The 13821-nt window shown below is 64.2% G+C and carries 10 protein-coding genes; 5 read left to right on the plus strand and 5 right to left on the minus strand.

From position 1 onward, the window contains the following. Window positions 1–526 precede the first annotated feature (526 nt). Complete coding sequence (locus tag Q0S16_RS19530; RefSeq protein ID WP_295851778.1) at window positions 527–4039, plus strand: autotransporter domain-containing protein; 3513 nt, start codon at window positions 527–529, stop codon at window positions 4037–4039. A gap of 134 nt (window positions 4040–4173) precedes the next feature. Then, complete coding sequence (locus tag Q0S16_RS19535) at window positions 4174–4782, plus strand: hypothetical protein (protein ID WP_295851782.1); 609 nt, start codon at window positions 4174–4176, stop codon at window positions 4780–4782. A 15-nt stretch (window positions 4783–4797) separates the two neighbouring features. On the opposite strand, the gene Q0S16_RS19540 is transcribed toward Q0S16_RS19535, so the two are convergent. The 4 genes from Q0S16_RS19540 to Q0S16_RS19555 all read right to left on the minus strand — a co-directional run bounded on the left by Q0S16_RS19540 (window position 4798) and on the right by Q0S16_RS19555 (window position 9357). Next, entirely contained in the window at window positions 4798–5649 is an 852-nt protein-coding gene (locus Q0S16_RS19540) for an ABC transporter permease (RefSeq protein WP_295851785.1), read from the minus strand. 1 nt (window position 5650) lies between these two features. After that, window positions 5651–6448: an ABC transporter ATP-binding protein gene (locus tag Q0S16_RS19545; protein WP_295851787.1), complete on the minus strand. Its 798-nt coding sequence runs from the start codon at window positions 6446–6448 to the stop codon at window positions 5651–5653. Window positions 6449–6609: 161 nt separating this feature from the next. Next, entirely contained in the window at window positions 6610–7620 is a 1011-nt protein-coding gene (locus Q0S16_RS19550; protein WP_295851790.1) for an ABC transporter substrate-binding protein, read from the minus strand. A gap of 399 nt (window positions 7621–8019) precedes the next feature. Next, window positions 8020–9357, minus strand: a complete 1338-nt coding sequence (locus Q0S16_RS19555; protein WP_295851793.1) for an MFS transporter — start codon at window positions 9355–9357, stop codon at window positions 8020–8022. A 205-nt stretch (window positions 9358–9562) separates the two neighbouring features. On the opposite strand from Q0S16_RS19555, the gene Q0S16_RS19560 reads away from it, so the two are divergent. Together Q0S16_RS19560 and Q0S16_RS19565 are read left to right on the plus strand one after the other, a co-directional pair. Beyond that, window positions 9563–10531, plus strand: a complete 969-nt coding sequence (locus tag Q0S16_RS19560; protein WP_295851794.1) for a LysR substrate-binding domain-containing protein — start codon at window positions 9563–9565, stop codon at window positions 10529–10531. Window positions 10532–10554: 23 nt separating this feature from the next. Next, window positions 10555–11736 carry an extensin family protein gene (locus Q0S16_RS19565; RefSeq protein ID WP_295851797.1) on the plus strand — a complete coding sequence of 394 codons (1182 nt, stop codon included), beginning with the start codon at window positions 10555–10557 and terminating at the stop codon, window positions 11734–11736. An 11-nt stretch (window positions 11737–11747) separates the two neighbouring features. On the opposite strand, the gene Q0S16_RS19570 is transcribed toward Q0S16_RS19565, so the two are convergent. Further along, on the minus strand, window positions 11748–12389 hold the full coding sequence (locus tag Q0S16_RS19570; protein WP_295851800.1) for a TetR/AcrR family transcriptional regulator: 642 nt from the start codon (window positions 12387–12389) through the stop codon (window positions 11748–11750). A gap of 177 nt (window positions 12390–12566) precedes the next feature. On the opposite strand from Q0S16_RS19570, the gene Q0S16_RS19575 reads away from it, so the two are divergent. After that, a complete protein-coding gene (locus Q0S16_RS19575; RefSeq protein WP_295851804.1) occupies window positions 12567–13820 on the plus strand; it encodes an HlyD family secretion protein in 1254 nt (417 codons plus the stop codon). Window position 13821: the final 1 nt, after the last annotated feature.

Consider the following 13821-nt stretch of genomic DNA (forward strand, 5'->3'; position numbering starts at 1 on the left):
CGAGCGCCGTTGCGGTGCTTCGTTAGGTGAATGACTACACAACCGATGCTTCAGCCGGTTTTCGCCGGACGGGAGAAACGGTTTCGTCGCAGAAGGGAATGTGTCGTCGATGATGTCGTGGCACGGCCGCGTGGCTCGGATGCACCGCACATTGTCCATCACCAGGAGCTCTGGAATTCCGGCGGCGATGAAAGACCCGAATCAATTCCTTCTTGCGACCTCGGAGCGGTCAGTCGGTGCAGCCGCTGATGGTGGCCGGCGGACCGGCGCCGATATTTGACACCTCACAAATGAGTCCACCAAAAAGTTATTTTGATACCCGTGGAGTAACCAGTTACCGCGCGCAGGAGCACACCCGTTTTTTATCTCGACGGTAAGGCAATGTCGTATTGACAACATAGCGATCTAACTCTCTCAATCGACATGTTATTAATCAGATGCGCGTGGCTTTGCGTGTCGGAGCGACGCCTCGTCAGATTTTTTCAATACGATCTTCGTGAATTTTACCTTCGCTTCGGGGGCGCGAATGTTTTGCCTATCGTCATTGAAATCCATTGCCTCGAAGAGTGCTGGTAGCCGGCGCTCACTGTGGCTTGCGGCGCTGTTGGGCTGTTCGGCGCTGGTGGCCGTCACCGACGCGCACGCGATCGACGTCGCCAACCAGACCGATTGGAATACGGCCGTCGCGGCAGTGGCTGCGGCAGGCACAGGCACGACCACGACGATCAATATCACCGCCGGTTTCACGCTGTCGAGTTCGCTGGCGCAACTGCAGGCCGCCAACACCGGCGTCATCGTCAACATAACCGGCAACGCGCAGGCCATTGACGGCGCTTCGTCGTTTCAGGGTATCCAAGTCAACGGTGCCAACGCGTTGACCGTCAATATTTCGGATCTCTCGGTCACAAATACCAAGGCAGCCGGCGGCAGTGGCGCCAACGGTCAGAACGGATATTACAGCGGCGGCCTGTCCTACGGTTCGGGCGGCGGCGGCGGCGGCGGCCTTGGCGCCGGTGGTGGCTTGCTGGTTGGTAGCGGCGCCAATGTCACCCTGTCATCGGTCACCTTCACGGGCAGTAGCGCCACCGGCGGCAACGGTGGTACGGGCGGCAGCGCCCAGAACGCCGCCGCCGATCCGGTCAATGGCGGCAATGGGGGCGCTGGCGGTGCTACGAACAATGGAGGTGCCAGCGGTGGCGGCGGCGCTGGCGGCACCGGCGGTCATGCCGGCGGCCAGGGCACGACCGGCACCACGGGAGCCGCACCCGGCGATGGCGGCGGCGGCGGCGGCGGCTCCGGCACCACCGGCAGCACCGTCTATACGACGAACAACAGTGGCGGCTCTGGCAACGCCAATGGCGGCAACGGCGGGGCGGGCGGCGACGGCGTCACCAACAACAATGGCAGCCAGGGACCCGGCTCCGACGGCGGCTACGGTGGCAGCGGCGGCGGCGCGCTGGGCGGGGCAATCTATGTCGCGACCGGCGGCACACTGACGATTCTCGATACGCCGATCGGTGGCGCTGTCGCAACAGGCGGTGTCGGCGGCAATGCCGGAGTCGGCGCGGGCCCGAGTGCGTTCAACGGCGCAGCCGGCGGAGCCGGCACCGGTTCGGGCGCAGCGATCTATCTCAGCGGCGTGATGGCCAATATCGGCGTCTCCGGCGGCACCGTCACCTATGCCAACACGATCGGTGGCACCGGCCTGACCACGAGCGGCGTTAACACCGCGCTCAACAAGACCGGGGCCGGCACGCTGGTACTTGCTGCGACCAACACCTTCATTGGCAACGTCAACATCAGCGCGGGCACAGTCTCGATCAGTTCGACGGGCAATCTCGGCGCATCGAACAATGGCGTGTTCATCTTGGACGGTGGCGCACTGGCCGTGACGGCGACAACGACGCTCGCCGCCGCGCGGGCGTTCAAGATCGCCGGTTTTTCGACCATCGATGTTGCCAACGGCACCACGACCACGCTGCAGGGCGTGATCGGCAATGGCGCCTCGACCGGCGCGCTGGTCAAGGAGGGCGACGGCACGCTGCTGCTCTCGGCCGCCAACACCTATGGCGGTTCGACCACCGTGAATGGCGGCACGCTGCGCGCCGGCAATGCCAGTGCACTGCCCAGCGGTAGCGCTTTTACCGTCGCCAGCACGGCGCTGCTCGACCTCAACGGCTTCAACAGCGCGACTGGTTCGCTGGCGGGCGCCGGTACAGTGACCAATGGAGGCGCCGCCGCGATCACTTTGACGGCCGGTAGCAACGGGACCAGCACTGTGTTTTCCGGTGTCATCCAGGATGGCGTCGGCGCAATCGCATTGACCAAGTCCGGCGCCGGCAATCTGAATCTGTCAGGCGCCAACAGCTTTACCGGCGCGACCATCGTCAATGCCGGCACGCTATCCGTAAACGGCTCGACGGCGACGTCGTCGATGACCACGGTCAATGCCGGCGGTGCGCTCGGCGGCAATGGCACGGTGGGTAATACCACCATCAATGGCGGCGCGCTGGCGCCGGGCAATTCGATCGGCACGCTGAACGTACAAGGCAGCCTCAGTTTCACAGCGGCATCGACCTACATGGTTCAGGTCTCGCCCGCCGCGGCGGACCGCACCAACGTCACTGGCGTCGCGACGCTGGGCGGCGCGACGGTCAATGCGAGCTTCGAGCCCGGATCCTATGTGGCCAAGCAATACGTCATCGTCAATTCTATCGGCGGTGTCAGCGGTACCTTCGGCGCGTTGGTCAACAGCAACCTGCCGGCCAGCTTCAGCTCGAATCTGAGCTATGATGCGAACAATGTGTTTCTGAATCTGACGATGGGAAGTTCGGCATCGCTGAACGTCAACCAGACCAATGCGTCGAATGCGCTGGCCGGCTATTTCAATCGCTCTGGCGGCATTCCCGCCGTATTCGCGACGTTGACGCCTACGGGCCTGACGCAGGTCTCGGGCGAACTTGGCGCCGGTTCGCAGCAGACCACCTTCGATGCCATGAACATGTTCATGGGCGTGTTGAGCGATCCGTCGGTCGAGGGACGCAGCGGTCCGTCAACGGCGTCGGCGGGGCCGAGCGCCTATGCCGCTGACAGTGACCTCGCGCGCGCCTATGGCGGGCGCGAGCTGTCGGGTTCGGAACGCGACGCGCATGCGATGATCACCAAGGCAGCGCCATTGACCGCGGGCTTTGACGCGCGCTGGAGTGTGTGGGCCGCCGGCTTCGGCGGTTCGCAGACCACCGATGGCAGCGCGTCGGCGGGATCAAGCAGCGCGACTTCCCGTGTCTATGGCACTGCGGTGGGCGCGGACTACCGGTTTTCGCTCCAGACCATTGCCGGCTTCGCGCTGGCCGGCGGCGGCAGCAATTTCTCGGTGGCGAACGGACTGGGCTCCGGGCGCAGCGACCTGTTCCAGGCCGGTGCCTTCGTCAAGCATCATGTCGGCCCGGCCTACATCCTCGGCGCGCTGGCCTATGGCTGGCAGGACGTCACCACCGACCGCGTGCTGGCCATTTCCGGCGATCGTCTGCGGGCAAATTTCAACGCCAATTCCTATTCCGGCCGGGTTGAAGCCGGCTATCGCTATCTGACGCCATGGATGGGTGTCGGTCTGACACCCTATGCGGCCGGACAGTTCACCACCTTCGACATGCCGGGTTATGCCGAGGGCTTTCAAGCTCCCGCCAATACGTTTGCTCTCAACTACGGAGCCAAGAGCGTGACGGCTTCGCGCAGCGAACTCGGTCTGCGCAGCGATAAATCATTCGCGGCACGGGAGACGATGGTCACGCTGCGCGGCCGCGGGGCCTGGGCGCATGACTACAATATCGACCGCAACGTCACCGCGACCTTCCAGACGCTGCCCGGCGCCACCTTTGTCGTCAATGGCGCGACACCGGCGCGTGACGCCGCGCTGACGACGGCTTCGGTCGAAGTGAAATGGCACAACGGCATGTCGGTCGCCGGCACTTTCGACGGCGAATTCTCGCAGCTCACCCGGAGCTACGCCGGCAAGGGTGTGGTGCGCTATAGCTGGTGAGCGCGATCGTTTTATCGACGTTCTAAATACAGTCCGATATTCCCGTGGTTTACCGGGGTTCCGCACTTCCTTAACCAAAACGGAATTAATCTGACGAACACTGCAACCAGGGGTTAGCTGGTTGGGGGTCGGCGGTGGACATTCTCTTGGTATTGCTGGTGTTGCAGCTCGCGTTGATGGCTTCGGCATGGTCATGTGCGAAGTCGTACTTCGAGAAGGGGCGCCTGCGTGGTCTGGAACAGGCCACCCAGGAAAGCGTGCGCGGCGCGCAGTCGCATCTGGCCTGCCGGGGCAAGCCGGTTCCCGATGCGGTATCCGCCAGTATCGCGTCGATTGGCGCCATGCTCGATGCCCGTGCCAAGGAAGCCTATGAGCCGCCGCTATGGGCGTTCGGCAATGCGCTGGGCGAGGCCTGCTGGCGAAATGGGTATGACGCGGGAGTTGAGCAGGGGGCGATTCCGGAGGGCAAGATCCGGATCGAGCTGGCGGCTGCCGAACTGCTGCAGGTCACTTGGCTCGCTCATCTCGGCTTCCAGCACATGATGCCGAATTACCGCGGATTTGACGTGCATCGCTTCAGCGGCTCGGACGACGCCCATGAAGGTGCCCGTTCGGTCGCGCTGCTGGAATGCGCGCTGCCGCGCCGGCAGCGCCCCTTCGCCGATATCAAGACCCAGATTTGCGGTCGCGAGAAGCTGATCGCCGACTGGTGGATGGTCGGCGCGGAACGAAGGCTGGCGTAGCTCCGTCGCGGGGCATTATTCGTTGATCGTGGCATCCGGACGCCAGGTCAGCAGCCGGTTCTCGAGCGTGGTCAGCAGCCATTCGGCGACCAGCGCCACCACGGCGATCACGATCATGGCGGCGAACACGCCATTGGAATCGAATGAGCCCTGCGCGGTTGCAATCAGCAGGCCCATGCCCTCGCGCGCGCCCAGAAACTCGCCGACGATGGCGCCAACCAGCGCGAAGCCGAACGACACGTGAAGGCTGGCGAGTATCCAGGACAGTGCCGAGGGAATCACCACCGCGCGGGTCATCTGCCAGTTGCTCGCGCCAAGAATTCTGGCATTGGCGATCAGGTTCTTGTCGGCCTCGCGGACGCCCTGGAAGGCATTGGCGAACACCACGAAGAACACCATCACGACGGCGAGTGCGATCTTCGACGCCGCGCCGAGCCCGAGTGCGACGATAAAAATTGAGCCCAGCACCACGCGCGGGATCGAGTTCGCCACCTTGATGTAGATCGAAAATACGTCCGACAATAGCTGGTTGCGGCCCAGAGCGATGCCGCACAGGATGCCCATCACCGCGCCGATCAGGAAGCCGGCGCCGGCCTCGTAAATGGTCACGGCGATCTGTTTCCATAAGGGCCCGATCGAGGTGCCGTTCTGGAACCAGTCGATCAGCTTGACGACGATGCCGGACGGCTGGCCGAAGAAGAACGGATCGATCAGATCAACGCGAACGCCGAGTTCCCAGCCGCCGATCAGGAAGACCAGCACGGCCAGACGCAGGGTCAGGACCAGCCGGTCATGGCGGCGCATCCGCTCGACGGCGGTTTCGAGTTTCGGCTCGGCGGGCTGTGATGTGATGCTGGTTTCGGTCATGTCAGTGTGCCGCCCGTGCGCGAAGCACTTCTTCGCGAAGATCGTCGGAGATTTTGCGTGCAATGGCGATGAAGCGCTCGTCGTAACGCAGCGTCGCCACGTCGCGCGGTCGCGGCAGGTCGATCGTATGCACCGACTTCACCCGTGCCGGGCGCGTGGTCAGCACCGCGACCCGGTCCGCCAGCAGGATCGCCTCGTCGAGGTCGTGGGTCACGAACAGCACCGCGGATTTGGCCAGCGTCCACAATTGCAGCAGTTCTTCCTGCATCAGCTCGCGGGTTTGCACGTCGAGCGCGGAGAACGGCTCGTCCATCAGCAGCACCTGCGGATTGTTGATGAAGGTCTGCGCCAGCGCCACGCGCTTGCGCATGCCACCGGACAATTGGTGCGGATGATGGCCTTCAAACCCCTTCAGCCCGACGCGGATGATCCAGTCGCGCGCGTCGGCTTCGGCCTGGTCCTTCTTGACGCCGCGAAACAGCGGCCCGGCCATCACATTGCCGAGCACGTCGCGCCACGGAAACACCGCGTCCTGCTGGAACACGAAGCCGACGCGACGGTCGACGCCATCGACCTTCTTGTCGAACAAGGTCACCTCGCCGGCCTGCGGCCGCGCCAGGCCGGCGATCAGGCCCAGCGTCGTCGACTTGCCGCAGCCGGTCGGGCCGACAATGGCCATGAACTCCCCCGGCGCGATGGTGAGGTCAAAGTCTTCCAGCGCCGACAGCAATTCGCCATTGGGCGTCACGAAGCGGCGGGCGACATGTTTGAGTTCGATGGCGGAGGGAGCTGCGGACATGATCAAGTTTCGATTCTTCGGTAGCGGTGGTTGCATGAAGCTGTTTCAACCGTCATTGCGAGGAGCGAAGCGACGCGGCAATCCAGAAAGCCGCAAGCGAAGACTGGATTGCTTCGTCGCAAGGGCTCCTCGCAATGACGAATGTGAGTCCTTCGTACGCCTCAATGCGTCGCGTTCGCCTTCACCACAAAGTCCGTGGTGTAGGTCTTGGCGAGGTCGATGGTCTTGCCCTGCAGGTTGGGCGAGAAGCTGGTCAGCACCTTCAGCACCGATTCCGGCGCGCCGGCGGGCATCATGCCATCGGGCGAATATTGCGCGCGGCCTTCGCGCAATCCCTGAATGTAGAGGTCAAGCTCGCCGGCATAGTAATCCTTCGGCATCGCGGCTGCGATCTCTTCCGGCGAATGCGAGTTCATCCATTTCAGCGTCTTGACCATCACATTGACCACTTTCTGCGCGGTGTCCTTGTTGGCTTCCATCCAGGCGCGGTCCATGTACAGGCAGGCGGCGGGATAGTCGCCGCCGAGCGCGGCACGGGTGGATTCCGGGGTTCGCAGGTCGATCCCGACCTTGGCACTGCCGTTCTTGATCGCGCGGGCGACCGTCGGCTCGGTGGTCATGCCGGACACGATCTTGCCCTGTTGCAGCGACGCCAGGAACGTGTCGCCGGCGCCGACCGGTACCAGCGAATAATCCTGCACCTTCAACCCGGCCTTGGCGGCCAGCGCGCGGGTCAGAAAGTCGGTCGCCGAGCCCAGCCCGGTGACGCCAAGCGCCTGGCCCTTCCAATTGGCGGGATCTTTCAGTTTCTCGGCGTCGGCGGCCTTCACCAGCACCACTTCGCCGGGAGCCACGGCGAACTGCACCACCGAGGTGATGAACTTTCCCTTCGACTGCAGATCGATGGTGTGGTCGTAGAAGCCGACGACGCCTTGCACTTCACGCGCCAGCAGCGCGGTCGCGGCCTGCGAGCCGGATGTCGAGTTGAACAGCTCAACGTCCAGCCCCTGTTCCTTGAAAAATCCGAGCTGGGCTGCGAGCTTGGCCGGCAGATAGATCTGCTTGTCGATGCCGCCCACCATGATCTTGATCGGGGTCTGCGCACGAACGGGTGCGGCCAGCGCTGCGACGGAGATGATCGCGACAACCGCAGCGGCGAATATTTTGCGCATGGATGTTTCCTGTCGTTTTGATTGTTGCGGGCATCCCACTCCGATGCCTGTCCCCAGGCCGATTGACATACCATTCTGAGGTCATGAATCCCCTCCGCGGCCCTGCTGTCAATCCGCCATTCGCTTTTTACCGGGCGCCCCAGCCGCGCAGCGTGATACAACAAAAGCCCCGTGCGAAACGGCGCGGAGCTCTTGCTGCAATTCTGTTTGTTAGGCCTTCAAATGCGGGTGCTAAAGCACACCGAACACGATGGCTCCGACGAGGGCGAAGGATGCGTAGGCGGCGACGACGCCAAGCTGGTCGGCGAGGGGACGGGGTACGCTCATGGACATCTCCCTGTTCAGGTCAAAATTGGACGCAACGCTGAAACATGAAAATCGTTCCGCTCCACCGATAGCTCAGGTTTTTGTTGCGGTGCAAAAAAGCCGGGAGCCTATCGCTGCCGCCGCCATCGCAACGAAGCCGGCGCCGCCGAATGCGAGGCTGAAGCCGTGACTGTCGTCGATCTGGCGCAGGCAGGCCAGCAGCGCGACGCCGAGGCTGAAGCCGATCTGGCGCATGGTGACGCAGATCGCGGATGCCATCGCGGCGCGGCCCGCCGGCACCGCGCTGATGGCGGCGGCGGTGATCTGCGAATTAATCAAGGCACAGCCGATACCGCTGGCCATCAGCGCGACGACGATCAGAGTGTTGCCGCCGTCCGTCCATGCGGCCAGCGACAGGCCGAAATCGGCAACGCCGACGATCACAAGGCCGAGCGGAAAGAACAGCTGCGCCGGCAGTCGTGATACCAGGCGCGCGCCGAACCGCGGCAGCACCAGCATCGGCACGGTCATGGCGGTGAGCAGGAGGCCGGCCCCGGCGGGATCGAGGCCCATCGGCCCGCGCGCCAGCCGCGGCACGTGCACCAGTAACGACCAGTAGCCGGCCGCGCTCGCCGCGGCCGTGACGCAGATCGCGGCAAACGGCCGTGACCGGAACAGCATGAGGTCGATGGCCGGATAATTGTGGCTGCGCTCGACGATGACAAAGCCGACGGCGCAGAGCAAAGCGAGACCTGTAACAACCGCCACGCCCGCCGACCACCATCCGCCCAGTATCTCCGCATCGAGCAGCACCACCGCGAAGCCGCCCGCCGCCAGCGCCAGCAGCAGGCAGCCGCGCCAGTCGATCTTGCGCCCGGCGGCGTCGGGATCTGAGGATTCCGCGACACCGCGGGCGACCAGCGCCAGGATCGCGGCGCACAGCGGCAGGTTGATCCAGAAAATCCAGCGCCATCCCAGCGTCGATGCGATGAGCGCGCCGAATGGCGGCCCGGCCACCATCGACGCGCCGATCACGGTGCCGCTGATGCCGAAGGCGCGGGCGCGCGATGATCCCACATAGGCGTGGGCGAGCAACGCCATTTGCGCGCTGGTCAGGAACGCGCCTGCGATGCCCTGCAGGGCGCGAAGCAGCAGCAGCGTGCCGAACGAAGGCGCCAGCGCGCACAGTGCGGAGGACGCGGCAAACAGCACCGTGCCGGTGGTGAACATGCGCCGGCGACCGAACCGGTCGGCGAGCGTGCCCGACGCGGGCAATGCCAGCACCAGCCCGAGACTGTAGATGTCGATCAGCCACGCCGAGGCTTCGCTGATAACGCCGAGGTCCGCGCCGATCTCGGGTCTTGCCGCGGCCAGCGCGGTGAGATCGAACTGGAATAGGAAGCCGCCGATGCAGGCGGCCCACAGCGTCATTTTCGCCTGCGTCAGCGAAGTAATTGATGCGCTGGCGGGGGGAGCGAGTGATGACGTCAGCGTTGTTGACGTCGGTGGATCGAGACGCGTTATATCGTAGGCCATGCCGCTACGTTGCGTCATAGGCTTCGCACGCGCCAATGATGTCGCTGCGAAACCGCATGAATCGACATCATGGCATCGATAATATCGTCTGGAGACAAGCATGCCGCGCCGCGTTCCGCCGTTCCAGCCATTGCTCGCCTTCGACGCGGTCGTGCGGCATGGCTCCTTCACCCGCGCGGCGGCCGAACTCGGCGTCACGCAAAGCGCGATCAGTCATCAGGTGCGCCGTCTCGAACGGCACTTTGGCACGCCGCTGCTGGTGCGTTTGAATCCCGGAGTCGAACTCACCATCGAGGGCCGCGCGCTGCTGCCAAAACTGACGGCGGCGCTCGACGACCTTGGCGCGCTCGATGTCCATGTCCGCCGCGCATCGCGGCAGCGCACGCTGCGGGTCGGCGTCGGCTCCGCGCTGTCGAACTGGTGGCTGATCCGTCGGCTGTCGCGCTTCGCTGGGCGGGCGCCCTCGATAAATCTTGAACTGGTGCCGCTGGAAAAGGATGGCGTGGCATCGCGGCCGGTTGATATCAGGATCGGTTGGGTTTTGGCCGGCGAAGCCCACCGCAGCACGACGCAGGCGCCGCTATTTCAAGAGCATGTGTTCCCGGTGTGCGCGCCGGCGCTGCGGGCGCAGGCATCGTCCACGCCCGCCGCCTTGCTGTCTTTGCCGTTGATCCACAAGGACGCCGATCGCCTGAGCGAGTGGTGCTGGGACGCGTGGTTTGCGCGCTTCGGGTTGCGCCGTGACGATGCCCGCGGTCGCGGAATGCAGCTTGGCGACATCGGAATGTGCCTCGCGGCCGCGGCGGAAGGCGGCGGCGTGGCACTCGGCCGTTCGCTGCTGGTCTCCGATGCGATCGCCGACGGCCGGCTGGCGCCGCTGTTTCCGGATGGTCCGGTAATGCGGTCGAGCAAGGCGCATGTGGCACGCTGGCCCGTCGCGTTGTCCAGCGACGCCGACGTGCAGAGCTTCGTAACATGGCTGGCAGATGAGGCCACGCAGACCTGCGCGGTGCCAGCCGGACCGACATGGTTAATCAAAAATGATTCCAACGCGTTGAAGAGTCATTAAAACATTTAGCCGAACTTGCGCGGATGACGCGCGGAATTCGTTTGTATCTCGTCGGCTCCGTCGTCCTTGTATCGCTTGCAGGTTGTGGTCGCGGTCTGTTTCAGACCGAGGAACGCGAACCCTGGCGTGCCGAGGCAGAAGTCGCATGTCTGAAATCCGGTGCCGTGAAAGAGGGCGCCGATCTGGTCCGGATCAGCCCGATTTCCGGGCCGGGGGTCTGTGGCGCTGAATTTCCACTCAAGGTCGCGGCGCTCGGCGAATCCAGCGAAAGCATCGGTTTTGCCGATGAATTGCGGCCGCCCGGCAGTGTCGGTGGCGCCGGTAATCAGCCACGCTGGCCGGTGCAGCCAGCCGGGCGCGCGAGTTCCTATCCGGAATCCTACCCCTCGGCGGCGCCCAGGCCGCAGGTTGGCTACGGCGTTCCCGGTAGTAACGCCCCGATCTCGTTGAATGCTCCCGGTGTCTCCCCGGACGAGGACGACATCGAATTGCCGCCGCAAGCAACGTCGCAAGACAACGCGCCGGACGCGTCGCGCCCCCGCGCACCCTATGGACGCTATAGTTCAGGCGTACAGCCGGCGCCTCAGCGTCTTGGTCCGGCGCAGGGCAGCGTCACCGGTACGGTCGGACCCGTGGCGATCAAGCCGACGGCGACTTTGGCCTGTCCGATCGTATCCGCCCTGGACAAGTGGTTGGCCGACGCCGTGCAACCGGCGGCGATGCGCTGGTTCGGCACCCGCGTGGCCGAGATCAAGCAGATCAGCGCCTATTCCTGCCGCGGCATGAATGGCAGCTCGCGCGCGCATATTTCCGAACATGCGTTCGGCAATGCGCTTGATGTGTCAGGTTTCGTGCTGGCCGACGGCCGCAAGATTTCGGTCGAGAGTGGCTGGAAGGGGATGCCGGAAGAGCAGGGGTTTTTGCGCGACGTGCAGGGCGGCGCGTGCCAGATCTTCAACACCGTGCTGGCGCCAGGCTCCAACGTCCACCACTACAACCACATCCATGTCGACCTGATGCGGCGGGCCAAGCGGCCGGTGATCTGCCAGCCGGCGGCGGTTGACGGCGAGCAAATCGCGGCCCGGGCGATGCCGCGCAGCACCTATTCCAGCCGCGAGCCGGCATCGACGGGGTCGCTCGGCCGCTGGTTCACGAAAAAGCCTGCCGCCAAGGCCCATGACGAGGAAGACTACGCCGACGAATAGCGCAGGCCCGGTCAGGCCGGACTTGGCTGGTAGGCCGCCAGAAACATCCTGGTTGCGCTCGCGACCACCGTGGCGATCTGGGCCGGCGAGGGCGCCGGTGCGGCCTGGAAAATGAACGGCATGAACAGCGAGGCCTGGCAGCACATCATGAATTGCGAGGCCGCCAGTTCGAAGTCGTCGATCGCAACGTCGCCCTGCTTTGCCCGCGCTTCCAGATAGGTCGCCAGCCGGCTGATCGTGAGCGCCACCACATTGTTGTAGAATCTCTGGCCCACTTCCGGCATGCGCTCGGCGATCGCCATCACCGTACGGGTTGAGGACCCGCCGCCCGGCCGGCACAGCAGCTGGATATAGGCGGTGCCAAAATCGTGCAGCGTGGTGGCCACGTCGCGTTCCGGATCGAAATTGAACGCCAGTTTTCCCTGCTCGAGCACTTCCTGCTCGACGATGGCTTCGAACAGCCGGTTCTTGTCGGCGAAATAAACATACAGCGTGCCTTTCGAGACGCCGGCGGCGCGCGCGATCTCGCCCATGCTACCGCCATCGAAGCCGAGCTTCATGAACACCGTGCGGGCGCCGTCGAGAATCTGGCGCCGCTTGGCACTGTCTTCCTCGCCGACCACCGATAAGGCCGTGTGTTGGGTCGCAACCATAAATTCAGCCTGTTCAAGGGAAGCGTTCGCGCTGAAACGCTTCCGACATTTGTGAATAGCTATGTTCGTATTACATTAGAATATAGCTTGACCGAACCGTTCGGTCAATGTAATCGGTATTTAATTACGCGGAACATCGGCAGGTTCGATACCGCGAGACCATTTCAGGAGCCCTCGATGGCCGGACCGCGTGACCAGGCAGCTCGTATCGTTCGTCCCGAGCCGGACGGGACCGCTGACGCCCCGGTGCGTGTCGTGTCCACCGCTTCCGCCGAAGCGCATGCCTCCAGTGAGCCCGTTGCTCGCGGCCCGGCGGATGCACCGGTCACCGAACAGCCCGCGGCCGCAGCGCCAATGACCGCTGCGACCAGCGCGGCGCCGAAGTCCGGCAAGAAGAAGGTCGTGCTGCTGGGCGTCGGCGCGCTGTTGGCGATCGGTGCCGTCTATTATGGCGCGAACTATTATCTGGTCGGCCGTTTCATGGTCTCGACCGACGACGCCTATGTCCGCGCCAATAATTCAACGCTGGGGGCTCGCGTTTCCGGGCACATCGCGTCGATCCTGCCGCGCGACAATTCGTCCGTGAAGGCGGGCGATGTGCTGTTCAAGATCGATGATGGCGACTACCGCATCGCCGTCGATGCCGCGCGCCGCAAGATCGAGACCCAGCAAGCGACCATTTTGCGCATTGGCCGCCAGGTCACCGCGATGCAGAGCGCGGTCGAGCAGGCCAATGCGCAGATGACCTCCGCCGATGCCATGTCGAAGCGCGCCCAGCTCGATTTCGACCGCCAGGATGCCTTGAGCACCAAGGGCTTCGCCTCGCGCGCCATTTTTGAAACCTCGCAGGCCACGCGCGATCAGACTGCCGCGGCCGTCCTGTCGGCGAAGGCCGCTATCGACGCCGCGCGCGACAATGTCGAAGTCACCAAGGCGCAGCAGAACGAGGCCCGCGCACAGCTCGCTGAATTGCAAAGCTCGCTCGACAAGGCGCAGCGCGATCTCGATTTCACCTCGGTGAAGGCGCCGGTGGATGGCATCTTCTCCAACCGCCTCGTCAATACGGGCGATTTCATCGCAGCCGGGCAGCGCCTTGCCAATGTGGTGCCGCTCAACGACGTCTATATCGACGCCAACTTCAAGGAGACGCAGCTGCGCCGCCTGAAGCCGGGCCAGCCGGTCAGCATCGAACTCGATGCCGACAACGGCCGTGCGATCGAAGGCACAGTGGACAGCCTGGCGCCGGCCGCGGGGTCGGTGTTCACGCTGCTGCCGCCCGACAACGCTACCGGCAACTTCACCAAGATCGTGCAGCGCGTTCCGGTGCGGCTCAAGGTCCCGGCCGATGTCGCCCGTGAAAACCTGCTGCGCGCCGGCATGTCAGTCTATGTCCGCGTCAATACCAAGCCGGGTGCCGAGCCGGCGCGCTGAA

Origin of the sequence: Tardiphaga sp., assembly GCF_025356345.1 — a bacterium.
In the GTDB taxonomy this organism is placed as follows: Bacteria; Pseudomonadota; Alphaproteobacteria; order Rhizobiales; family Xanthobacteraceae; genus Tardiphaga.